The sequence below is a fragment of the Pelovirga terrestris genome, from assembly GCF_014773365.1.
GTDB lineage: Bacteria > Desulfobacterota > Desulfuromonadia > Desulfuromonadales > Geopsychrobacteraceae > Pelovirga > Pelovirga terrestris.
The window spans coordinates 1-21,398 of the sequence record NZ_JACWUN010000012.1; the positions used below are offsets into that span (position 1 = coordinate 1).

25 protein-coding genes are annotated in these 21,398 nt (G+C 51.5%); 3 read left to right on the plus strand and 22 right to left on the minus strand.

All coding sequences use genetic code 11. The features are described 5' to 3' along the window. Positions 1-511: 511 nt before the first annotated feature. The 16 genes from ICT70_RS10680 to ICT70_RS10755 all read right to left on the minus strand — a co-directional run bounded on the left by ICT70_RS10680 (position 512) and on the right by ICT70_RS10755 (position 13,793). On the minus strand, positions 512-1,732 hold the full coding sequence (locus ICT70_RS10680) for a porin (RefSeq protein WP_191156419.1): 1,221 nt from the start codon (positions 1,730-1,732) through the stop codon (positions 512-514). Between the two features lie 740 nt (positions 1,733-2,472). Beyond that, the gene (locus ICT70_RS10685) at positions 2,473-3,672 is read right to left on the minus strand and encodes a porin (protein ID WP_191156421.1); all 1,200 of its coding nucleotides are present in this window, start codon (positions 3,670-3,672) and stop codon (positions 2,473-2,475) included. A gap of 783 nt (positions 3,673-4,455) precedes the next feature. Next, on the minus strand, positions 4,456-4,701 hold the full coding sequence (locus tag ICT70_RS10690) for a hypothetical protein (RefSeq protein ID WP_191156423.1): 246 nt from the start codon (positions 4,699-4,701) through the stop codon (positions 4,456-4,458). Positions 4,702-4,831: 130 nt separating this feature from the next. Then, positions 4,832-5,104: a type II toxin-antitoxin system HicA family toxin gene (locus ICT70_RS15265; protein WP_420488583.1), complete on the minus strand. Its 273-nt coding sequence runs from the start codon at positions 5,102-5,104 to the stop codon at positions 4,832-4,834. Further along, positions 5,034-5,246 carry a type II toxin-antitoxin system HicB family antitoxin gene (locus ICT70_RS10700; RefSeq protein ID WP_191156425.1) on the minus strand — a complete coding sequence of 71 codons (213 nt, stop codon included), beginning with the start codon at positions 5,244-5,246 and terminating at the stop codon, positions 5,034-5,036. Before ICT70_RS10700 ends, ICT70_RS15265 begins: the two co-directional genes overlap by 71 nt. A gap of 239 nt (positions 5,247-5,485) precedes the next feature. Next, positions 5,486-5,851, minus strand: coding sequence for a hypothetical protein (locus ICT70_RS10705; protein ID WP_191156427.1), 366 nt, complete (start codon positions 5,849-5,851; stop codon positions 5,486-5,488). Positions 5,852-6,274: 423 nt separating this feature from the next. Then, positions 6,275-6,520: a CopG family transcriptional regulator gene (locus ICT70_RS10710; RefSeq protein ID WP_191156428.1), complete on the minus strand. Its 246-nt coding sequence runs from the start codon at positions 6,518-6,520 to the stop codon at positions 6,275-6,277. Next, positions 6,495-6,782: a BrnT family toxin gene (locus ICT70_RS10715; protein ID WP_191156430.1), complete on the minus strand. Its 288-nt coding sequence runs from the start codon at positions 6,780-6,782 to the stop codon at positions 6,495-6,497. Before ICT70_RS10715 ends, ICT70_RS10710 begins: the two co-directional genes overlap by 26 nt. 651 nt (positions 6,783-7,433) lie before the next feature. Next, the gene (locus ICT70_RS10720; protein WP_191156432.1) at positions 7,434-7,712 is read right to left on the minus strand and encodes a hypothetical protein; all 279 of its coding nucleotides are present in this window, start codon (positions 7,710-7,712) and stop codon (positions 7,434-7,436) included. A 114-nt stretch (positions 7,713-7,826) separates the two neighbouring features. Continuing rightward, positions 7,827-8,186 (minus strand): HepT-like ribonuclease domain-containing protein, encoded by a 360-nt coding sequence (locus ICT70_RS10725; protein ID WP_191156434.1) that lies wholly within the window; start codon positions 8,184-8,186, stop codon positions 7,827-7,829. Further along, on the minus strand, positions 8,170-8,487 hold the full coding sequence (gene mntA, locus ICT70_RS10730; RefSeq protein ID WP_191156436.1) for a type VII toxin-antitoxin system MntA family adenylyltransferase antitoxin: 318 nt from the start codon (positions 8,485-8,487) through the stop codon (positions 8,170-8,172). The genes ICT70_RS10725 and mntA overlap by 17 nt, the downstream gene beginning before the upstream one ends. 145 nt (positions 8,488-8,632) lie before the next feature. Continuing rightward, on the minus strand, positions 8,633-9,037 hold the full coding sequence (mce, locus tag ICT70_RS10735) for a methylmalonyl-CoA epimerase (protein WP_191156438.1): 405 nt from the start codon (positions 9,035-9,037) through the stop codon (positions 8,633-8,635). Between the two features lie 67 nt (positions 9,038-9,104). After that, positions 9,105-9,545, minus strand: a complete 441-nt coding sequence (locus tag ICT70_RS10740; protein WP_337906849.1) for a GxxExxY protein — start codon at positions 9,543-9,545, stop codon at positions 9,105-9,107. Between the two features lie 108 nt (positions 9,546-9,653). Beyond that, entirely contained in the window at positions 9,654-10,634 is a 981-nt protein-coding gene (gene meaB, locus ICT70_RS10745; RefSeq protein WP_191156442.1) for a methylmalonyl Co-A mutase-associated GTPase MeaB, read from the minus strand. A 281-nt stretch (positions 10,635-10,915) separates the two neighbouring features. Continuing rightward, positions 10,916-13,054 carry a methylmalonyl-CoA mutase gene (gene scpA, locus ICT70_RS10750; protein ID WP_191156444.1) on the minus strand — a complete coding sequence of 713 codons (2,139 nt, stop codon included), beginning with the start codon at positions 13,052-13,054 and terminating at the stop codon, positions 10,916-10,918. Positions 13,055-13,232: 178 nt separating this feature from the next. After that, positions 13,233-13,793 carry a helix-turn-helix domain-containing protein gene (locus tag ICT70_RS10755; protein ID WP_191156446.1) on the minus strand — a complete coding sequence of 187 codons (561 nt, stop codon included), beginning with the start codon at positions 13,791-13,793 and terminating at the stop codon, positions 13,233-13,235. A gap of 457 nt (positions 13,794-14,250) precedes the next feature. Here ICT70_RS10755 and groES point away from each other — a divergent pair, with 457 nt between their 5' ends. Further along, positions 14,251-14,541, plus strand: a complete 291-nt coding sequence (groES, locus tag ICT70_RS10760) for a co-chaperone GroES (RefSeq protein ID WP_191156449.1) — start codon at positions 14,251-14,253, stop codon at positions 14,539-14,541. Between the two features lie 82 nt (positions 14,542-14,623). Further along, on the plus strand, positions 14,624-16,273 hold the full coding sequence (gene groL / locus ICT70_RS10765; protein WP_191156451.1) for a chaperonin GroEL: 1,650 nt from the start codon (positions 14,624-14,626) through the stop codon (positions 16,271-16,273). Positions 16,274-16,645: 372 nt separating this feature from the next. Here the strand turns inward: groL and ICT70_RS10770 are convergent, their stop codons facing one another. Both ICT70_RS10770 and ICT70_RS10775 read right to left on the minus strand, forming a co-directional pair. After that, a complete protein-coding gene (locus ICT70_RS10770; protein ID WP_191156453.1) occupies positions 16,646-17,623 on the minus strand; it encodes a thiamine biosynthesis protein in 978 nt (325 codons plus the stop codon). A 112-nt stretch (positions 17,624-17,735) separates the two neighbouring features. Next, positions 17,736-17,969 (minus strand): twin-arginine translocase TatA/TatE family subunit, encoded by a 234-nt coding sequence (locus tag ICT70_RS10775; protein WP_191156455.1) that lies wholly within the window; start codon positions 17,967-17,969, stop codon positions 17,736-17,738. 182 nt (positions 17,970-18,151) lie between these two features. On the opposite strand from ICT70_RS10775, the gene ICT70_RS10780 reads away from it, so the two are divergent. Further along, positions 18,152-18,391, plus strand: coding sequence for a GSU3473 family protein (locus ICT70_RS10780; RefSeq protein WP_191156457.1), 240 nt, complete (start codon positions 18,152-18,154; stop codon positions 18,389-18,391). A 27-nt stretch (positions 18,392-18,418) separates the two neighbouring features. On the opposite strand, the gene dksA is transcribed toward ICT70_RS10780, so the two are convergent. From dksA to radA, 4 genes are all read right to left on the minus strand, one after another. Next, positions 18,419-18,775 carry an RNA polymerase-binding protein DksA gene (gene dksA, locus ICT70_RS10785; protein WP_191156459.1) on the minus strand — a complete coding sequence of 119 codons (357 nt, stop codon included), beginning with the start codon at positions 18,773-18,775 and terminating at the stop codon, positions 18,419-18,421. Positions 18,776-18,843: 68 nt separating this feature from the next. Further along, a complete protein-coding gene (locus ICT70_RS10790; protein ID WP_191156461.1) occupies positions 18,844-19,368 on the minus strand; it encodes a hypothetical protein in 525 nt (174 codons plus the stop codon). A gap of 25 nt (positions 19,369-19,393) precedes the next feature. Continuing rightward, on the minus strand, positions 19,394-19,879 hold the full coding sequence (gene moaC / locus ICT70_RS10795; protein ID WP_191156463.1) for a cyclic pyranopterin monophosphate synthase MoaC: 486 nt from the start codon (positions 19,877-19,879) through the stop codon (positions 19,394-19,396). 9 nt (positions 19,880-19,888) lie between these two features. Continuing rightward, positions 19,889-21,244, minus strand: coding sequence for a DNA repair protein RadA (gene radA / locus ICT70_RS10800; RefSeq protein ID WP_191156465.1), 1,356 nt, complete (start codon positions 21,242-21,244; stop codon positions 19,889-19,891). Positions 21,245-21,398 lie beyond the last annotated feature (154 nt).

Genomic DNA, 21,398 nt, shown 5'->3' on the forward strand with positions numbered 1-21,398 from the left:
TTCTTCGGAGGATGGTATGGTCTATCATGGTCCTTGCCTTTCTTATGGCAAGGAGCCCCTTGATATCCGCCAAGATAACTGAGGGGGCTCCTTTTTTATTCCCCCACGTATCTTGTCAAATATCTCTGCTTTTTCCATCAATTTTTTTGGCCACGCTCAGAGGATGCTCTTTCCAGAACATCTGGATGACAATTCCATAAAAAGAACTGATCGTCGGCATCGATACCCCCTCAAACAAACTAAAACAAGTGATATTATAGCACTCATTCAGATGAACAACAATTCTTCGTCACATCATCAAACAATGTCCCGCTAAACCAGTCCAATCATTGCCACCAAGTCACCTAGAGCACCAAGAAAAGCTTGGGGGTAAAGGCATAAATGCGGGGACACAATACCAATAAAGAGCCTATTGGTTTATGTCCCCGCATTTATCCTAAATAAAACAGCCCTGCTGCCGAAAGGCAACAGGGCTGTTGGTTGTGCTTGAAATTAACTTCTTAAATAAGGATTAGAAGTTAACGTTCAGGTTGAAGGCCAGGATCTGCTTGGCATCGTCTTCCAAGGTGCCGTTAACCTTCGGCTTGGCATAGGAGTAGACGGTGTCCAGGTTGGTTCTGGCGGCCAGCTGATAGCGAGAAGAGATGTTAGCATAGGTGATGCTCTTTACGTAGTCGGTGCCAATCTTCTCGTCAGGCTGGCCGTAGCCAACATTCATGTGGACGCTGAGGGGATCCATGACCTTGGCACGAACATAGCCTTGTACCAGACGGGAACCGGCACTGGCAGTAGCGCTATGGCTAATTCTGAAGATTTGGTTGTTAGAACGATACAGCGGGGTAAATCCAGCAGTAAAGAAGCCATTGGTTTCCGGCATGAAGATACCATTGGAGCGACCAGCGCCATTAGCATAGGCATCATTGGTAAGGTTGGATACCTGGACTTTGTCGTCATAGCCCTTGGCATAGGCCAGAATCAGGCCAGCGTTGACGGTTTCAGTTACTTTCATGCCGATATCAGTAAAGACCTGGAGACCGCGGTACTTTTCGCCACCGGAAATGTCTTCTTCGCCAGTGAAGTAGTTGGCTTCAAAGTTGATGTTGACCGGGTCGAGCTTGAAGTTGGCCTGGGTCCCAACAGCGTAAGTGCTAGATTTAGTTGTATTGGTAGGGGAGCCACCGTCGCGCAAGAGACCGCCGAAAACTACGGCATTGTACATATCGGTCTTGTGGCGAACAGCCAAAGTATAGAAGTCGAGATCGTCATCTTTGGCAACATCGTTCTCCTCTAATTTGAAGTAGGCAAATTCTACCGGAACCGCACCTTTAAGGGTAAATACGGCACCCCCAGCAACATGGTCAGCAACAATAGCATTGCCAATACGGTAGTACATTCTACCAGCTTTGATGTTGAACATCCCTTTATCAACATTGAGCCATGCTTCTGGTCTTGTGCTGGTGCTGGGTGTGCCTTTACTTTCATCCCAGGTTCCGGTTGAAAAATCCTGACGGAAGTGGACGGAAACGCCCTCAGCCGCAGCGATGTTGCCAAAGAGCCGCAGGCGCTGGTTGAAGGTTGAGGTGCTTTTTGCGTCTGTATCAAACCCGGGGCCATCGGTGTAATAACCACGTACCCGCATCTGGCCGGAGAGGCTCAGGCGCTGCTCTGCAAGAACTGGTGTTGCTACCGCGATCGCCAGCAGGACGATCAAAAGACTAACTAATCTGCTCATTGGTGTTACCTCCTAAGGTAAAGTTTGTGCCGAATCCAATTCGGCGGCTTAAGTTCTGCTCAACTTAAAGTGTTCCGCTCATGTCATCACACTTTTCATTTGGGTGAAACGAAGTCTGAGGATTAAATTAACAGCAGTATCTGTGCCAAACTTCGGGTGTTTTGCCTATGTTGACCTAACTTACCATTTTTTAAATGCTTATCGGTTTTAATGTTGCGCCGGAACAGATGGTGCCGCGGGGCCTTTGTGGTTGCCGTGCAACATGTTGCTGTAGGTTTTTTGCCACAGCGCGTATTCATCGGCCTTAAATGCGGATGTTTTTTTTCAATGTGTCGGCTCGTCCCTGGTTAGCAGTGGATACGTCTTGGAGTTCCTGGTGCTTACGGATGCCTGCGTCTATGCGTATGCGAGTCGTAACGGGTTGAGCGGTTGCCGATCTGACAACGCTGGTTAGTATAGTTATCTTTCTTTTAATGTCGATAAAAATTAGGTATCTGTTCAGCACCGGGCCTTTGAATCCTATGTCAAGGGACGCTTTTCGTCATCCATGACCGCTTTTTGTCGCCGTCCATGGCGACAAAAACCCTTGCCACAGGATCCAAAGGCCCTGCGCAAGAATAGAGCTGAATAGTTACAAAATTAGAAGGATAAATGACTATAGCCGGGGGATAAAAAGCCCCGCTGTCAGCGAACAGCGGGGCTTTTTAGGTTTGTATCAAGATTCAACTAAAGATCGGCTATTAGAAGCGGACGATCAGGTTGAAGGCCAGCACCTGCTTGGCATCATCTTCCTGTGCAGCAACCCGTGCCTTGGGCTTGTAATAACCGTAAACACCACGCAGGTTGGTGTTGGCGGCCAGTTGGTAGTTGGCTGAAGCCACACCGTAGGTCATGCTCTTGAAGTTGGACTCACCCTTTTCGTCAGGTTTGGCGTAACCAACCATGGCGCGCACACTAAGGGCATCGATGATGCGGGCATGCACGTAACCCTGAACGGCACGGGAACCGGCATTGCGGTCACCGTCTTCAGCAATACGGAAAATGGCGTTATCGCTGTCGGCCCAGGAATCATAATCGGTTTCAAAAAAGCCGTAGGTTTCAGGCAGAAAGCTACCGTCATCGGTAAAGCTGGTGACCTGAGTTTTGTCGTCATAGCCCTTGGCATAGGCCAGTACCAGGCCCGCACTGATCTGCTCGCTTAAGGCCGTGCCGACATCGGTAAAGAGTTGCAGACCGCGATACTTTTCTTTGGTGCCAGTGTTCAGATTGTTGTTATCATCTTCGCCGGTGAAGTAGTTTAGCTCAAAATTCACACTGACCGGATCAAGGTTGAAGTTGGTCTGGACGCCTGCAACATATTTTTTTGATCCATCGTTGCTGCCGGAGGTGCCGCCATCACGCAGGAAGCCACCAAAAACAACGGCATTGTACAGGTCGGTGCCATGCTTGACGGCCAGGGTGTAGAGATCGACATCGTCATCTTTGCTGGCATTGTTTTCTTCAAGTTTGAAATAACCAAACTCAACTGGAATAGCGCCATTCATGGTGGCGACAAAGCCGGTTCCAAGGGTATCAATAGCGATGGCGTTGCCGATGCCATAGTACATTTTACCAGCCTTCAGGTTGAACATCCCCTTGTCAACATTCAGCCAGGCCAGGGGGCGAGTTTCCGTTGATGAGGTCTCCCATTTACCGTTGGAGAAGTTCTGACGGAAGTGAACGGAGACGCCATCAGCTACGGCGATTTTGCCCAGGATGCGCAGGCGCTGATCAAAGTAGGACTCACTGCTGTCATTGCTGTTTTTGTCAAAGTTGGTGTTGTCAATGTAGTATCCACGGACGCGCATGTAGCCGGACAGGCTCAGGCGATCTTCCGCAAGTACCGGTGTTGCCACCGCGATCGTCAGCAGGACGATCAGTAAACTTACTAATCTGCTCATTGGTTTTACCTCCTAAGGTATTAGTTGTGCCGAAGCCATTTCGGCGGTTTCAAATTCTGCTCAACTTAAATTCTTGCTATTTAACATTCCATGGCACTTTTCATTTGGGTGAAGCTGGTATGAGATTAACAGCAGCATCTGTGCCAAACTGCTGGTGTTTTGTTCGGTTCTGCTTAACTTGTCAATGTAGCGTTGTTTATAGTTTTTAATCCGGCACCACCGCAGCGCTCTGAATTATTCATTTGTGGTTACTGTGCAACAGTGGGCTGTAGGTTTTTTGCTACAAAGGGCTTTTATTTGCCAACTGACCCTCTGCGCAAATGGTAACAGGCACAGCCGCTGTCCGTCTTTCAACGCAGGTTAGTATAGTGATCGCGGTTTTAATGTCAATAAAAAGTAGGGATTAAATCTGGATGCAGTATGCGGTATGCAGGATTTAACGGAGAGGCGCAGGAGAGGGGCTGGGTCAAGGCCAAACCTGATTCAAAGGCATGTTGCCGCGATGAACATCTATGAACATCTGTGACAAACTGAGGGTAAAACCTTTACTGCTGGAATCTCTGGTTGTGATTGAATTTTTTAACGCAGAGACGCAAGAGAAGGAGAGGTGGAGAGAAAAACAGTGATTTACCCCAGATTTTTTGCCCTTCTTGGAGTTCTTGGAGTCTGGGCGGCAATTTTTTTTAGAATCCGCCACCAAGGCTCCAAGTACACCAAGAAAAACAAAGGCTTGGGGTAAAAGCAAAGCCTGAAGACTATTTTCTGCGTTAGCGGTGGGTTGTATTACTTTTCGCGGACGCGATAGATGTTGTGGGCTTCGGTGTCGGCGCGGTGGGCGCTTAGATCCGCGGCGACGGCATCAATTTTTTTGTTGAGCACTTCGAATTTGAAGTCGACCAGATCAAAACGTTCGGTGGTGCGTTTGTCGAGATTGTCGATGGCTTGACGCAAGCCGACGTGCCCTTCCAAAATCAAGTCAAACTTGCTGTTCATATCTTCATGGATAATTTCCAAATGCTCTTTTTCCATGTTGTGCCCCTCCACAGGTCAGGTTGTGAAAGGGCGATTTTAGCCGAAGGTAAGATATATTCCAACCGGAAAAACTTATAAATAATTTAACGCAGAAGAGTCAGAGTGAGGGGTAAAAATCTGCCCCTTCTCAGTTGTCGGAAAAGTCCTTTCGGTCCAGCCCTGACTGTCTGACAATTGACTGGAATGTCCCGTAGGGAATCTCTTTTTTGGGGTGTGGCACAATGACAATCCTATTATCAGAACGCAATTGTACCTGACTACCCCTTTGCGATACCTGCTGAAATCCGTGTTTGAGAAGAATCGCAATTATTGCCTTTGATGAGTACATATCAGGCATTGATGACAGTTTCTCCGATGAGCGCATCACCAACATGCAGATAATGCTGGTCGCCGACTTCATTTTCAAAGTAAAGGGCCACCGCTTCCTTGAGATTTGATACCGCCTCGTCGATAGTTGAGCCGAAACTTGACACATCAACATTCAGGCATTGTGATACGAAATATTTGCCCTCCTGAAAAACAACATATTTGAGATGGCGCATCGTATTACCTCCCTGGAACGGTTTTATGGTCAACATCTTTAAACTTCTTTTTTCGAACGCAGATAAAGGCTTGCCGCGATGAACATCTATGACAAGCTGAGGGTAAAACCTTTACTGCTTGAATCTCTGGTTGTGATTGAATTTGTCATACCTTGATAGACCTTGATAGATGTTGATTGCGGCAAAAAAATGGTTTTTCTCAGCGTTTCTCCATCTCAGCGTTAATCGATTGAGTTTTGTCAGGTTTCGCGGACGCGATAGATCGTGTGGGCTTCGGTGTCGGCGCGGTGGGCGCTAAGGTCCGTGGCGATGGCGTCGATTTTTGAGCCGAGGCTTTTCTCAACGCCATCGATTCGGTCACTGAGGCTTTTTTCGACTCCGTCGATTCTTTTCTCAACGCTGTCGATTCGGTCACTTAGGCGTTGATCAACATTGTCGATCTTTTTGTTGAGGGCTTCGAATTTAGGGTCGACCAGATCAAAGCGCTCGGTCGTGCGCTTGTCCAGATCGTCGATGGCCTGACGCAATCCGACATGGCCTTCAAGGATCAGGTCGAATTTGCCGTTCATATCTTCAAGAATGATTTGTAAATGCTCCTTTTCCATGTTGTGTCCCTCCGTTGATCAGGTTGTTAGCTTGTGATTTTACGTGAAGGAGACCTGTCTGCCAACCGGAAAAACTTATGAGAGGTTTAATGCAGAGGCGTAAGAGAAGGAGAGATGAAGAGAAAGACCCTGAATTTTTGCCCTTCTTGGAGTTCTTGGTGTCTTGGCGGCAATTTTTTTAGAATCAGCCACCAAGGCTCCAAGTACACCAAGAAAAACAAAGGCTTGGGGTAAAAGCAAAAACCTGATTCAAAGGCATGTTGCCGCGATGAACATCTATGACAATCTGAGGGTAAAATCTTTACTGCCAGGATCTTTGGTTGTGATTGCATTTATTAGATTTTGATCGATGTTGATTGCGGCAAAAAACAGGTTTTTCTCTGTGGCTCTGCGGTAGAACCTTTATCGCAGAACCACAGAGACTTACTGTGCTTCCCGCTCCTTGCAGGTCTTGGTGTAGCTGTCGAGCAGGCGTCGAATCATTTTCTGGTAATGGGTGTGATTTTTCTGCGCTTCGTGTTTAAAAAAATCGACACTCTCACGGCTCAGGGCGAGGGTGACTTTGACCGTATCCTCTTTAAATGACAGCTCTGCGGGGGATGGCAGGAAGTCGGAAACAATCCTTACCGGGCCAATCGGTTCATCAGTGTAGACTATTTTCTTGCTCATAAATTTGCTTCCCCTTTCTCCAGTATCCTGCTCCGATAATTCGAATGCGCTGATGCCGGTAGGTAAATCGCACCGTCATGATGCCGTTACTGGTTTGGCCAAAGCAGTAATACCTTTTTTCGTTGGCACTGTGTGCCACATCTTCAGCAATGATACGGTGTTCATCCATGAAGGCATGTTGTGCCTCACGAAAAGAAACTCCATGCTTTTGTTGATTGAGCAGATCCTTGTCCGGATCCCATTCAAAAGAGACTTTGTGCATATGATGATCGTATCATGGATATGGAGTTTACGCCATACGTCGATATGGCTAAGAAAGCATTTTAACTTAGAGGCGTGGAAGGTTTTACTTAACCCAACCATTTTGCCCCTCTTGGAGTTCTTGGTGTCTTGGTGGCAATTTTTTAGAATCAGCCACCAAGGCTCCAAGTACACCAAGAAAAACAAAGGCTTGGGGTAAAAGCAAAAACCTGATTCAAAGGCATGTTGCCGCGATGAACATCTATGAACATCTATGACAAACTGAGGGTAAAACCTTTACTGCTGGAATCTCTGGTTGTGATTGAATTTATCAGACCTTGATAGATGTGGCGTGGAAGGTTTTACTTAACCCAACCATTTCGCCTCTCTTAGTGCTCTTGGTGCCTTGGTGGCAATGGATTGATTGTGATCTTGAATCAGCCACCAAGGCACTAAGTACACCAAGAAAAACAAAGGCTTGGGGTAAAAACAAAAACCTGATTCAAAGGCATGTTGCCGCGATGAACATCTATGAACATCTATGACAAACTGAGGGTAAAACCTTTACTGCTGGAATCTCTGGTTGTGATTGAATTTATCAGACCTTGATAGATGTTGATTGCGGCAAAAAATGGTTTTTCTCTGCGTTTCAGCGTTAATCGATGGAATTTTGTCAGGTTTCGCGGACGCGATAGATCGTGTGGGCTTCGGTGTCAGCGCGGTGAGCGCTTAGATCCGCGGCAACGGCGTCGATTTTTTCGCTAAGCCGGCTCTCGACATTGTCAATTTTTACGCCCAGGGCATCAATCCGCACATTGCACAGGGCAATGTCTTCTTTGAGTTCAGCCCTGAAGGTATCGATCTTGCGGTCGAGGGTATTGTAGCCTTCAATCACCAGATCAAACTTACTGTCGATCGATTCCAGTATTACTTCCAGGTGTTCTTTTTCCATGCGGTGCCCCACCTTAGTTCAGGTTGTGAGAAGGTGATTTTAATCAAAGGAGCAATATCTGCCAACCGGAAAAACTTATGAGAGGCTTAACGCAGAGAGCGAAAGATTTAACCACTAATCTGAATTCGTTTTATGCTGCTCCAGCAGAACTGCAACGGCATGTGCCAGTGGTGCGAGATCCTGATGGATGGTTTCCCAGACAATGTCGAGGTCGACACCAAAATATTCGTGAATCAGCTTATTGCGCATGGCGCTCATTTCGCTCCATGGAATATCTGGATGTTGCTGACGGATCTCTTGAGGAATTTTTCGGGTTGCTTCACCGATAATTTCGAGACTACGAATGACAGCATGGCTGGTTTTTCGGTCATTGACAAAGTTGTCATAGGGCAATTCGCTAACGAATTCGAGAATATCGCTGATGGCAAGGGCAATGTCTTCGAGGTAGTCGCGGATATCACGCGTGGCGCACATGGCGGGTTTCTTTCAATATCTGTTTGCCGATGTGGGGTTTGAGGGCTTTACGGGTAACCAGGTCGACTTTGCGGCCAAGAAGTTCTTCCAGCCGTTGTTCAAGCCGCAGAAAAGCGACAAATCCAATGGGTTTGGTAAATTCAACGAGAATATCGACATCACTGTCAGGGCGCTGGTCACCCCGAGCGAACGATCCAAACAGAGCCAGGCCGGCAACCGCATGTTGCTGTTGTAGTTCCGGCAAATGCTGGTGGAGGAGATCAGTAATATCTTCGCAGGTTTTGGTCTCTTTTATGTTCATTTTATATTTATAACATGGGGTAGCCTATGCCGTCAGCAGGTAAATGAGAGAGTCAAAAAATCCAAAGGGGTTTTGTCTCCGTCTCTCCCTCTCCTGCGTCTCTCTGTTAGAGCATTTGACTGCGCCCCTCCGTTAGGTTTTTTTTTCAGTGCCCACACTGGCAGATTTCGGTCAGCACACCGCCGGTGACTTTCGGGTGCAAAAAGGCGATGAGGCTGTTGTGGGCGCCTTTTCTTGGGGCTTCGTCGATGAGGCGGACGCCGTCGGCTTTCAGGCGTTGCAGGGTGGCGATAATATCATCAACCTCGTAGGCCATGTGGTGGATCCCTTCGCCGTTTTTGGTGAGAAATTTTGCGACGGGGGAATCGTCAGCGGTGGCTTCAAGCAGCTCGATGCGGCTTTCCCCGACGAGGAAAAAAGCGACCTTGACCTTCTGCTCCTCGACGACCTCGGTGCCTTCAAAGGTCATGCCGAGCTGATCACGGTAGAAGGGGATGGAGGTGTCGAGACTGTTGACGGCGATACCGATGTGGTTGATTTTGGTTAACATAAAAGCTCCTTAAACTTTGATAGCCACCAAGGCTCCAAGGGCACCAAGATAAGCAGGACATGGATTTTTAAAGCGAAAATCTTTGTATGCCGGACTTAAAAAGCAAGGTGTTGAAATTGATTAAATACCCCAATTTGATCTCTGTCATTTTCATGTAGCTGAGTATTTGGGCCTGCCAGATCGGATTGAATTTCTCAACAGCCTTAATCTCAATGATGACGCAGTTATCTACAAGGAGGTCAATTCGAAAACCCTCATCAAATGTCAGGTTTCGATACTTCACTGGAATCGCTTTCTGTCGTAAAACCTGATGGCCTCGTGATTCAAGTTCATAGCTCAGGCAGGTTTCATAGATTTTTTCCAGCAAACCTGGGCCAAGATCTTGTCGTACTTTAAAGGCAGCATCGACGATAGCTTTGCCGATTTGATCAGTGCTCTGCATTGCCCCCCCCCCATCTATAGTTTGGATTAAATAATTGCGGTAAAGAACAATTTGCCACCAAGACACCAAGGTCACCAAGAAAAGCAACAGGTTAAATTGTTAGAGGCAAAAGCTTTTGATTTTAAGCATAATTATTGTCTCTCTTGGAGTTCTTGGTGTCTTGGCGGCTATTTTTTAATGTCTTTTAAATGCCTCCAGTAACCGCTGCGCTGCTGCTCCGGGGGTGGTGGTGCCGGTGCTGACGGCGGTTTGTAGGGGGTCGATTAAGGGGGCGACCTTTTTGTCGGTCATAAACAGGCTTTTCAGTTCATCCATGACCTGGGCCCACATCCAGTCGCTGGCCTGGAGGCGGCGCTTCTGTTCGAATTCGCCATGCTCGCGCATGGTGTCGACAAACTCGAGAACGGTCTGCCAGGTTTCAGTGATCCCCTGGTGTTTAAGGGCGCTGCACAGCAGCACCGGGACAATCCAGTTGCGGCTCTTGGGTTTAAGCAGGTGCAGGGCGTTCTGGTACTGCTTGCGGGCCAGTTCGGCGCGCGGGCGGTTGTCCCCTTCAGCTTTGTTGATGATGATCGCGTCGGCGATTTCCATCACCCCTTTTTTGATCCCCTGGAGTTCATCACCGGCGCCGGTAATCTGCAGCAGCAGGAAGAAATCGACCATCGAGGCGACGGTGATTTCCGACTGACCGACGCCGACGGTTTCAACGATGATGACATCAAAGCCGGCGGCTTCGCACAGGAGCATGGCCTCGCGGGTTTTGCGCGCGACGCCGCCGAGGGTGTCGCCGGCCGGGGAGGGGCGAATAAAGGCATTGTGTTCGCGGGCGAGCTCTTCCATGCGGGTTTTGTCGCCGAGGATCGAACCACCGGAGAGCTGGGATGAGGGGTCAACAGCCAAAATGGCGACTTTCCGGCCGCGACCAATCAGGTTCATTCCCAGGGCTTCGATAAAGGTGCTCTTGCCGACGCCGGGTACCCCGGAGATGCCGACCCGGATGCTGTTGCCGGTATGCGGCAGCAGTGAGTCAAGCAGCTCAGTGGCCTTGGCCCCATGGTCAGGATTGCGGCTCTCGATCAGGGTAATGGCCTTGGCAAGGGAGCGGATATTGCCGGAACGTACGCCGGCGGCGAGGTGAGTGGTATTAGTCGGCATAAAACCTTTTTTTGGCCACCAAGACTCCAGGGACACCAAGAAAGTCTGAAATCTTTTTTGTTAAAGGCTAAAAGGCCTGTTTAAGCTAAGATTTTGGTTATGTTTTTCTTTGAGCACCTGGTGTCTGGTGCAGTTTTCTGGTTGTAATTGATTTATTTGAGCCACCAAGACTCCAGGGACACCAAGAAAGTCTGAATACTTTATGATTAAAGGCACAAAGCTTTAAGCCCAGATTTTTTCTTTGTCCCTCTTGGAGTTCTTGGAGCCTTGGTGGCTAATTGTTATTTCCCTTCAATCGCATCCAGGGTTTGCATCCCGGATAAGGTAATCGGGGTGCCGGGGCCGAAGATTTTGGCGGCGCCGGCGGCGTACAGGGCGTCGTAGTCCTGGCGCGGGATGACGCCGCCGCAGACGATGGTGATATCATCGGCGCCGAGTTTTTTCAGCTCAGCGGCCAGTTGCGGCACCAGGGTCTTGTGGCCGGCGGCGAGGCTGGAGACGCCGACGACATGGACGTCGTTTTCCACTGCCATCTTGGCAGCTTCGTCCGGGGTCTGGAACAGAGGGCCGACATCGACATCAAAACCGGCATCGGCGTAGGCGGTGGCCACCACCTTGGCACCCCGGTCGTGGCCGTCCTGCCCCATCTTGGCGATGAGGATGCGCGGCCGCCGTCCTTCTTTGGCGGCAAAGTCGTCGACCCGTTTTTTCAATGCGGCAAAATCACTGTCTTCACTCACAATCGATCCATAGGCTCCGGAAACTAGTCTGATTTCGGCCCGGTGGCGGCCATAGACCTTTTCCATGGCATCCGAGATTTCCCCGACACTGGCACGCAGGCGGGCAGCGTTGACGCAGAGCTCGAGCAGGTTACCGGTTTTATTTTCCGCTGCCGCGGTGATGGCGTCAAGGGCGCTTTGGCAGGCGGCTTCGTCGCGTTCGGCGCGCATCTTGTTGAGGCGGGCGATCTGGCTGTCGCGCACCGCCGCGTTATCGACATCGAGGGTATCGATGGGGTCTTCCTTGGCGAGTTTGTACTTGTTGACCCCGACGATGACGTCGCGGCCGCTGTCAATAGCGGCCTGCTTTTTGGCGGCCGATTCTTCGATGCGCAGTTTCGGCATGCCGGTTTCAATCGCTTTGGTCATGCCGCCAAGTTCTTCAACTTCATTGATAATGGTGCGCGCTTCTTCGATCAGGGCGTTAGTCAGGGACTCCACATAGTAGGAGCCGCCCAGGGGGTCGACAACATTGCAGATGCCGGTCTCTTCCTGGATCACCAGCTGGGTGTTGCGGGCGATGCGCGCGCTGTGGTCGGTCGGCAGGGCGATGGCTTCGTCCAGGGCGTTGGTGTGCAGGGACTGGGTGCCGCCTAAGACTGCTGCCATGGCTTCGATGGTGGTGCGCACCACGTTGTTGTAGGGGTCCTGCTCGGTCAGGCTCCAGCCGCTGGTCTGACAGTGGGTGCGCAGCATCGAGGATTTGGGGTTTTTGGGATGGAATTGCGCCATCAGCTCGGCCCACAAGAAGCGCGCCGCCCGCAGTTTTGAGGCTTCCATGAAGAAGTTCATACCGATGGCAAAGAAGAATGACAGGCGCGGAGCAAAGGCGTCAATATCAAGCCCTTTGGCAATGGCAGTGCGCACGTACTCGAGACCGTCGGCGAGGGTAAAGGCCAGCTCGAGGGCGTTGTTGGCCCCGGCTTCCTGGATGTGATAGCCGGAAATGGAGATGGAGTTGAACTTGGGCATGTACTTGCTGGTGTACTCGATGATGTCACCGATGATGCGCATGGAGGGTTCGGGCGGATAGATATAGGTGTTGCGCACCATGAACTCTTTAAGGATATCGTTCTGAATGGTGCCGGCCAGCTGCTGCGGGGTGACCCCCTGCTCCTCGGCGGCGATGATGTAGTTGGCCATGATCGGCAGCACCGCACCGTTCATGGTCATGGAGACCGATACCTTGTCCAGCGGGATGTCGCCGAACAGGATCTTCATGTCCTCGACCGAGTCGATGGCGACCCCGGCCTTGCCGACATCACCGACAACGCGCGGATGGTCGGAGTCGTAGCCGCGGTGGGTGGCCAGGTCAAAAGCGACCGACAGCCCCTGCTGGCCGGCGGCGAGATTGCGCTTGTAGAAGGCGTTGGACTCCTCCGCGGTGGAAAAACCGGCGTACTGGCGCACCGTCCAGGGCCGCCCGGCATACATGGTTGCCATCGGTCCGCGGATGAAGGGAGCAAGACCGGGCAGGGTATCGGTGTGGGGAAGATTGGCGGTGTCAGCGGCAGTATACAGAGGCTTGACGTCGATACCTTCCGGTGTCTGCCAGGTCAGGGCGGAAAGGTTGTCGGCTTTGAGCTCTTTTTTTGCCTGAGCTTCCCAGTCCGCAACCGTCTTCTTTTCACAATGGCTCATGGTTTTGGGCATCCTTCCTTAAAAATGGAATGTTCTGGGCACAATCTTTTTTAGCCACCAAGGCTCCAAGACCACCAAGAGAAACAAAAAGACTGATTTGTTAAAGGCAAGAACTTTTGTTTTTAATCCTATTTTCTTTGATCTTCTTGGAGCTCTTGGTGTCTTGGTGGCTATTTTTTTAACGGGTCACCACCGCAAGAACCTGAACGGTCTCGCCATCCTTGGCGAGCAGTCGGTGTTTGACGGTGGAATCGAAATAAACGGCATCCCCTTCTTCAAGGGAAAAACGCTCGTCATTGAGAATAATCTCGGCATTGCCCTTTAAAATCAGCAAAAACTCCTCCCCCTCGTGATTATAGAGGGTCTCCTCCTGGGCGCGCTCGGTGACGGTGAGGACAAAGGGCTCCATCTTTTTGTTGCGCTTGCGGTAGGAGAGGGTCTCGTAGGTGTAGCCGTGACTGGTGCCGTCCTTGGAGATAACGCGACTGACAATGCGTCGCTCGCCGCGGCGGACAATCTCGTAGCGGTTAGTCTCTTCCCCTTCCTCAAAGAAATGACTCATCTTGATATCGAAAAAACGGGCGATTTTCGACAGGGTGGCGATGGGAGGGGAAACATTGTTGTTTTCGATCTGGGAAATCAGTGCCGGTGAAAACCCGGTTTCAGTGGCGACATCCTGCAGGGTCAGCTTGCGCTGCTTGCGCAGGGTTTTGATTTTCTGGCCGATGTTGAAGTCCATGGGTTTCCTTGCAGTTGCGGCAATATAAAGCTGTTTTGTTCCCGTTTCCTATAGCGAACATGGTCAAAAATGTCAACCGGAATAACTTTATTCACAGTAAAAACAATGAAAGAATTATGCCCCTCCTGAAACGCCGAACCTGCCGATTGTACCGGCGATGTTCTCGATCTTTTGGGGGTGCTGTCAGGGGTTGAGGGGAATATTGTCGAACGGGTTTGATTTAAGTCTGCCTTAAATATAGGCCCGTTGCCAATTGCTCCGGCAGCCCCTTGTGTTTTTTTGCTTGACAATCGTGGAACAGGGATTATTATTACCCGTTGTTAGCACTCGATTGGGTTGAGTGCTAACAAGAGGAAAGGAAGGGTCGGACGCAACATCATGCCCGATTCCGGCTTTGTTGACAACTGTTGCGGATAAAATTTTCCGCGGATTGAAGCTTGAAAGGAGAACACAACGTATGAACATCAGACCAATGCAGGATCGTATCATCGTCGAGCGTGTCGAAGAAGAAACCAAAACAGCCGGGGGCATCATCATCCCTGACACGGTTTCCAAAGAAAAACCCCAGGAAGGTAAAGTTGTAGCTGCCGGTAAGGGGAAAGTGACCCCCGAAGGCAAGGTGCTGCCCCTCGATGTTAAAGTCGGTGACCGGGTGCTGTTCGGCAAGTATGCCGGTAGCGAAATCAAGGTTGACGGCAAGGAATATCTGATTATGCGTGAGGACGACATCCTAGGCGTTCTTGGTTGATTTAACGCTTCGTGGCAAAGATGATTGACGATCAGCAATCAATACAACTAAATAACTAATCAAATGGAGGATATAAGAAATTATGGCTAAACAATTGTTATTTTCACAAGAAGCTCGTGCCAAGATTCTGGACGGCGTCGCTGTTCTGGCTGACGCGGTTAAGGTAACCCTCGGTCCCAAGGGGCGTAACGTCGTGATCGACAAGTCCTATGGTGCTCCGTTGATCACCAAGGACGGTGTGACCGTGGCCAAGGAAATCGAACTCGAAGACAAGTTCGAAAATATGGGCGCTCAGCTGGTCAAGGAAGTCGCTTCCAAAACCTCCGATGTCGCCGGTGACGGAACCACCACCGCAACAGTGCTGGCCCAGGCGATTTATCGCGAAGGGGTCAAGCTGGTGACCGCCGGTCATAACCCGATGGAGCTCAAGCGCGGCATTGACAAGGCGGTGACTGCTGCGGTTGAAGAACTGCAGAAGATCTCCAAGCCGGTCAAAGACCACAAGGAAATTGCCCAGGTTGGTACGATCTCCGCCAACAGCGACGAAACCATCGGCAACATCATTGCCGAAGCTATGGAAAAAGTCGGCAAAGAGGGCGTTATCACGGTTGAAGAAGCTAAGTCGATGGAAACCTCGCTGGAGACGGTTGAGGGGATGCAGTTCGACCGTGGTTATCTTTCCCCTTACTTTGTTTCTGATGCCGAGCGCATGGAATCTGTCCTTGATGATCCCTTGATTCTGATCCACGACAAGAAAATCAGCAACATGAAGGATCTGCTGCCGGTTCTTGAGCCGGTCGCCAAGCAGGGTCGTCCGCTGTTGATTATTTCTGAAGATGTCGATGGCGAAGCGCTGGCCACTCTGGTGGTGAACAAGCTGCGTGGCACCATCAACGTCTGTGCCGTTAAGGCTCCCGGCTTTGGTGACCGTCGTAAAGCGATGCTCGAAGATATCGCGGTGCTGACCGGTGGCCAGGTGATTGCCGAAGAAGTCGGCTTCAAGCTCGAAAATGCGACCATCGATATGCTCGGAACCGCTAAGCGGGTCGTTATCGACAAGGATAACACCACCATTATTGATGGTGCCGGCGACGAGGTTTCCATTGAGGGACGCGTCAAGGTCATCCGTGGCCAGATTGAAGAGACCAGCAGCGATTACGATCGCGAAAAACTGCAGGAACGTCTGGCCAAGTTGGTTGGTGGCGTTGCCGTGGTCAAGGTCGGTGCGGCTACCGAAACCGAGATGAAAGAAAAGAAAGCCCGGGTTGAAGATGCCCTGCATGCGACTCGCGCTGCGGTGGAAGAAGGGATTGTCCCTGGCGGTGGGGTTGCTCTGGTTCGTTGCCTGCCGGCCCTGAAGAAGCTCAAAGTTGATGGCGAGCAGAAGTTCGGGGTTGATCTGGTGATCCGCGCCCTTGAAGCTCCCCTGCGTCAGATCGCGATCAATGCTGGAGTTGAGGGTGCCATTGTTGCCGATAAGGTGCTCAACGGTAAAGGTGCTTTCGGTTTCAATGCTGCCAGCGGTGAATACTGCGACATGATCGAGGCCGGCATCATTGATCCGACCAAGGTAACCCGCAGCGCCCTGCAGAATGCCGGTTCCGTTGCCGGTCTGATGCTGACCACTGAAGCGATGATTGCCGACAAGCCGGAAGATAAAGATGCGATGCCGGCAATGCCTGGCGGCATGGGCGGTATGGGTGGCATGGGTGGTATGGGCGGCATGATGTAAGCCCAAAAGCCTCACCTGACGTTAAGCAAAAACACCAAAGCCCCCGTCGAGAACGAACCCTCGGCGGGGGCTTTGTGTTGTCACTGATTATCTAAAAACTTTTAGCCACCAAGGCTCCAAGGACACCAAGAGAAGCAAAAGCTGGTTTTTGGTTAAATCAATAAACTGATTTGTTTGGTTTATCTTGGAGACCTTGGTGGCTTGGTGGCTATTTTCTGGTCATGATTTTTTTGCCACCAAGACTCCAAGTGAAGCAGGCTGACTAAATTGTTGTGGGCTAAAAATTTTGATTTTAAACAACAATTTTTTCTCTTCTTGGTGCTCTTTGTGTCTTGGTGGCCAACAGATTATGTATGCTTTGATGTGAGATTTTCAGCGCAACAGCATCCTGATCGATTCTTCCCGGCGCATGGGGGGGACGGTCAGGCTTGAATCGCCCTCCTGAGCAAAACAGAGGACCTCTACCAGTGGTTCGTCTTTGCCCTGGCCGTAGGATGCGACAATGGCGGCCGCACGCTCCAGGGTGGTCTGCTCAGCGTCACCACAGAGTACGCCCAAGGGACCACTGAAATTGCGGCAGCGCAGCAGTCGTCTGGACTCTGTCAAAAAAGCTTCCAGCGCCTGATTGTCTTCCTTGTTTCTGCCCACTACCAGTTTGGTGGTGGGATTAAGGCGGAACTGGCGACCAATCTTGAGCAGTTCGACATCGCTGACATCGGCGTCGCCATGATGGCTGAGCAGATCCCGCAGTTGATTGGAAAACCCCCGTTCCGTCAGTAAGCAGCCCCCGGCAACGGCAGGAAGCTCTTGCAACCCCCATTCTCCGGCCAAGGCTTGCTGACGTTTGCGCGAGCGCCCCTGGATATTGAGCAGTTGCCGGCGATCAACCAGGCCGTTTTCTTCCATCACTGTTGGCGGCAGCAGGCGCGCACTTAAGGGACGCAAAATCCGCTCAGGAAAACCTGAGTGTTTAGCTACCGCCTTCAGGGCGGTAGCGTTCTGGCTCATGGGACGCTGACCTAAGACCTCACCGGAAAAGAGAAAATCAAAGCCACCTTCCTGCATTTTTTCCCCGGCGAGACGGAACATCATGGCATGGCAGTCGATGCACGGGTTCATATGGCGCCCGTAGCCATATTGGGGCTGCTTGAGCATTTCCAGATGAATGATACTGATGTCGGCAATGATCAGCGGGTGACCAATGGCTGCGGCGGTTTTGCGCGCTTTATCGGCCCCAAAAAAGGGGGTGACAAAGGATATGCCGGTCACCTCGATCCCCTGACGCATCAGGACCATGGCAGCGAGGGTGCTGTCGAGTCCTCCCGACATGAGGCCCAGTGCTTTGGTCATTGATTTGTTCTCCTGTGTGGTAAATGAAAAACCCCGCCGGTTAAGGGGCAGGGTTGGTTGTTGGTGGTCGTGGGTAGTGGGTAGTGGGTAGTGGGTAGTGGGTAGTGGGGGGTCAGGATTGTTTGTCCTGTTCTTTTTCTTCTTCCTTGATCTCTTTTTTCTTCCGGTCGGCGACGTCTTCGATGTCCCCTTCTTCGATGTCCTCGTCGCTGTCGTTCACCCCTTTTTTGAAATTGCGCAGCCCTTTGCCCAGAGCGCTGCCGACCTGTGGCAGTTTGCCGGCACCGAAGATGATCATTACCAGTACCAGGATGATGAGCAGTTCCTGTGTTCCCAGTCCGAACATGGCGTTCCTCCTTGTAGATACAACCGTTGCTCTTGCAGTGATTCAGACCCATGACGTTACACCGGCTGAAGGAAAAAAACAATCACCCATAGCAAGCAGGAACCGATTTCTTTTGCTGCTGCTGGGTGCTTAAGGTATTTTGTGTCAGGGTGTTTTCAGCTTGGACCATGATGGGAGTGAATATGATGAAGCGTCAACTGATTGAAGTGGTTTATCCTGATGGAACCAGTGGTCAGGTCAGTAACGATGTGCTTGATGTATTGATTGCTACCGGGAAAATACTGAAATTTCGCCGTGCCGCCGGCTGGGTCGATATTATTCGTGATCAGGCGTACTTGCGTGACTACCGCAACGGCGGAGGCTTCAGCGGTCAGGATCGGCGTACGCCGTGGCAAACAGCAGGGACGGACCTGAATGATTAAGCGCGAGCCCGTCCCTGGCGGTCTGGTTTAACCGATGCGCTCGAGACGTTCCTGCTCGGTTTTACATTCGATGCACAGGGTCGTCACCGGGCGGGCGCGTAGACGCTCCGGACTGATTTCAACATCGCAGCTTTCGCAGTGGCCGTAGCTGCCGTCGTCGATACGCTCTAAGGCCTGACGAATCTTGCTGATTAATTTCCGTTCGCGGTCACGAATGCGCAGCTCAAAATTGCGGTCCGATTCAAGCGATGCGCGATCGGTCGGGTCGGCAAAGTTGACATTTTCCTCATTCATTTCCGATACGGTTTTGCCGGCTTCCTGCAGCAGTTCCTCGAGCTGAAGGTTCAGCAGCTCCCTGAATTCCCCCAATGTTTGCTTGTCCATAGATGTCCCCTTGTTGTTCCTTTTGCGGACCGGCTCGGCAGCCGTTAAAAGGTTACGGTTAACGATGGTTAAAAAATACTTCGCAGTTGTACCGCGATGACCAGCAACAGGACGGCGACAGCGAGCCAGGCAGAGAAGATATCGCTGCATTTGCGCGGCGGATCAGCCGCCAGTTCACGGGCTTCATTGCTTAAGGTTGGTTGCGGCACCAGGTCAATCAGCCGGCGAACCAGTTCGTCGAAACGGTCGTAGCTGTTGGAGATGATCATAAAGCTGTTTTCGGTGGTCAGGCTGATAAAAACGCGTTTGCGAACCCTGACCGCGTCGACCGAGGTCAACTCGCTGAAGAGGAGCTGTTTTTTGCCGAGGGTTCGTTCCATCAGGATATGATCGTTGTGCAGATGCACCCGCCGGCGGCTGCTCTCAATGAAAATTAACAGGGCTGGAGCGATAAAAGCAGCAAGCAGATAGAGACGACCCGCCGGCAGTTGTACTGCCATGCCGATGAGCAGCAATGCCACGCCAAGGACAACGGTGATTGCCATGGGGATCAGAAAACCTTTGCGGATTCTGTAGGTGGTACTACTATTCATAGGGTGTTCCCTTGTGCCGGGAGAATCAACCGGCATTGCGCTCAAAGGTACCGCTTTTGCCGCCGGTCTTTTTCAACAAGCAAATCTGCCCGATTACCATCTCCTTGTCAATTGCTTTACACATATCGTAGATCGTTAGCCCCGCTACCGAGGCTGCCGTGAGAGCTTCCATCTCGATTCCAGTCTGGCCGGTGACCCTGGCACTGGCTCTAATGGTAACAATGCCGGCTGCTGGATCGCTGGTGAAATCGACCTCAACCGAGGTCAGGGGCAGGGGGTGACACAGGGGAATCAGGTGTGCGGTCTGCTTGGCGGCCATGATGCCGGCCAGGCGGGCGACTGCAAAGACATCCCCTTTTTGAATTGACTGGTCAAGAATCCGCTGCAGGGTTTGGGGTTTCATCCGCACTTCTGCCCCGGCAACAGCCTGGCGGTGGGTGGCCGGCTTGGCGGTAATGTCGACCATGATCGCCTTGCCGTCATGATCAAAATGGGTCAGTTGATCGCTCATCTGGTCTCCTCAAATAAAAATGATGTCGAGGGCCTCGCTGACCTGGTCGATGCCGGTCAGGGTGATCCCCTCGGGTACCTCGAGATTTTTGATGCTTTTGCGTGGCAGGACGCATTCAGAAAAACCCAGCCGCGCAGCTTCCTTGACCCGCAATTCCGGCTGGGTGACGGCTCGCACCTCACCGGTCAGGCCGACCTCGCCGAAGATCACCAGTTTGGGGTTGATGATGCGGTTGAGGTGACTGGATGCCAGCACTGCCATCGCCGCCAGATCGATGGCCGGTTCATCAAGACGTACGCCGCCGGCGACATTGAGAAAAATATCCTGCCCGGCCAGGGACATCTCGACTTTTTTTTCGAGGATGGCAATCAACAGGGCAATACGTTTGTGGTCGATGCCGATGGCGGTGCGCTGGGGGGTGCCAAAGGAACTGGCCGAGACCAGCGCCTGCAGCTCAACCAGGATCGGTCGACTGCCTTCAAGGGCGGGCACCACAACGCTACCGGCGCTTTTATCGGGACGTTCAGCAAGGAACAATTCCGACGGATTGGTAACTTCACGTAACCCTTGTCCGCGCATCTCAAAGACACCAATCTCGTTGGTTGAACCGAAGCGGTTTTTTACCGTGCGCAGAATGCGGTAGGGATAACCCGGATCGCCCTCAAAATAGAGGACGGTATCGACGATATGTTCCAGCACGCGCGGTCCGGCGATGGCGCCGTCTTTGGTGACATGGCCAACGATAAAGGTCGGTAGTCCCAGGCTCTTGGCCTGGATCATCAGTTGGCCGGAACATTCCCGCACCTGGCTGACGCTACCGGGGGCAGAATCGAGGTTGCTGGTAAAGATGGTCTGGATCGAGTCGATGACCAGAAAGGCCGGTTTGAGTTCAACAATGCGTTGTTTGATCTGCTCGAGCGAGGTCTCAGCCAGCAGGTAAAGATGCTCTGTAGCGATGTCGAGACGGTCAGCGCGCATTTTGACCTGACGCACCGATTCTTCAGCGGTAACGTACAGAGCAATGCCGTTGGCGGCAAGGTGAGCAAATGCCTGCAACAGCAGGGTCGATTTACCGATACCGGGATCGCCACCGACCAGGATCAGGGAGCCGGGCACGATACCGCCACCTAAGGTGCGATCAAGTTCACCCAGGCCGGTACGCAACCGGTCTTCGGAGCGACAATCCACCGTGGCCAGCTGGATCGGACGCCCCGGTTCAGCCAAGGCACGGCTGTGAGAGGTCACCGGCAGCGACTGCTCTTCGACCAGACTGTTCCATTGTTGGCAGTCAGGGCAGCGTCCGTGCCATTTGGGACTCTGATAGCCGCAGTGCTGACAGCTGTAAACAGTTTTCGCGCGTGCCACAATAACTCCCGGTGCGGGTGCCTGCCAAAAGGAGTCGCCATCCTATTCTTAATGACCTGAAGGTGTCAATTGATGGGTGTTGATCTTGTCTGATTGTTTGTGTGACTCTTTCTTTCCTGAGAGGAGTGAACCTATAATGTTCATTTGTGGTTAA

Bases quoted from the DNA above. Each gene is read 5' to 3' on its own strand.
- ICT70_RS10680 (WP_191156419.1), bottom strand. From the start codon at position 1,732: ATGAGCAGATTAGTTAGTCTTTTGATCGTCCTGCTGGCGATCGCGGTA.
- ICT70_RS10685 (WP_191156421.1), bottom strand. From the start codon at position 3,672: ATGAGCAGATTAGTAAGTTTACTGATCGTCCTGCTGACGATCGCGGTG.
- ICT70_RS10690 (WP_191156423.1), bottom strand. From the start codon at position 4,701: ATGGAAAAAGAGCATTTGGAAATTATCCATGAAGATATGAACAGCAAG.
- ICT70_RS15265 (WP_420488583.1), bottom strand. From the start codon at position 5,104: ATGAAGTCGGCGACCAGCATTATCTGCATGTTGGTGATGCGCTCATCG.
- ICT70_RS10700 (WP_191156425.1), bottom strand. From the start codon at position 5,246: ATGCGCCATCTCAAATATGTTGTTTTTCAGGAGGGCAAATATTTCGTA.
- ICT70_RS10705 (WP_191156427.1), bottom strand. From the start codon at position 5,851: ATGGAAAAGGAGCATTTACAAATCATTCTTGAAGATATGAACGGCAAA.
- ICT70_RS10710 (WP_191156428.1), bottom strand. From the start codon at position 6,520: ATGAGCAAGAAAATAGTCTACACTGATGAACCGATTGGCCCGGTAAGG.
- ICT70_RS10715 (WP_191156430.1), bottom strand. From the start codon at position 6,782: ATGCACAAAGTCTCTTTTGAATGGGATCCGGACAAGGATCTGCTCAAT.
- ICT70_RS10720 (WP_191156432.1), bottom strand. From the start codon at position 7,712: ATGGAAAAAGAACACCTGGAAGTAATACTGGAATCGATCGACAGTAAG.
- ICT70_RS10725 (WP_191156434.1), bottom strand. From the start codon at position 8,186: ATGTGCGCCACGCGTGATATCCGCGACTACCTCGAAGACATTGCCCTT.
- mntA (WP_191156436.1), bottom strand. From the start codon at position 8,487: ATGAACATAAAAGAGACCAAAACCTGCGAAGATATTACTGATCTCCTC.
- mce (WP_191156438.1), bottom strand. From the start codon at position 9,037: ATGTTAACCAAAATCAACCACATCGGTATCGCCGTCAACAGTCTCGAC.
- meaB (WP_191156442.1), bottom strand. From the start codon at position 10,634: ATGCCGACTAATACCACTCACCTCGCCGCCGGCGTACGTTCCGGCAAT.
- scpA (WP_191156444.1), bottom strand. From the start codon at position 13,054: ATGAGCCATTGTGAAAAGAAGACGGTTGCGGACTGGGAAGCTCAGGCA.
- ICT70_RS10755 (WP_191156446.1), bottom strand. From the start codon at position 13,793: ATGGACTTCAACATCGGCCAGAAAATCAAAACCCTGCGCAAGCAGCGC.
- groES (WP_191156449.1), top strand. From the start codon at position 14,251: ATGAACATCAGACCAATGCAGGATCGTATCATCGTCGAGCGTGTCGAA.
- groL (WP_191156451.1), top strand. From the start codon at position 14,624: ATGGCTAAACAATTGTTATTTTCACAAGAAGCTCGTGCCAAGATTCTG.
- ICT70_RS10770 (WP_191156453.1), bottom strand. From the start codon at position 17,623: ATGACCAAAGCACTGGGCCTCATGTCGGGAGGACTCGACAGCACCCTC.
- ICT70_RS10775 (WP_191156455.1), bottom strand. From the start codon at position 17,969: ATGTTCGGACTGGGAACACAGGAACTGCTCATCATCCTGGTACTGGTA.
- ICT70_RS10780 (WP_191156457.1), top strand. From the start codon at position 18,152: ATGATGAAGCGTCAACTGATTGAAGTGGTTTATCCTGATGGAACCAGT.
- dksA (WP_191156459.1), bottom strand. From the start codon at position 18,775: ATGGACAAGCAAACATTGGGGGAATTCAGGGAGCTGCTGAACCTTCAG.
- ICT70_RS10790 (WP_191156461.1), bottom strand. From the start codon at position 19,368: ATGAATAGTAGTACCACCTACAGAATCCGCAAAGGTTTTCTGATCCCC.
- moaC (WP_191156463.1), bottom strand. From the start codon at position 19,879: ATGAGCGATCAACTGACCCATTTTGATCATGACGGCAAGGCGATCATG.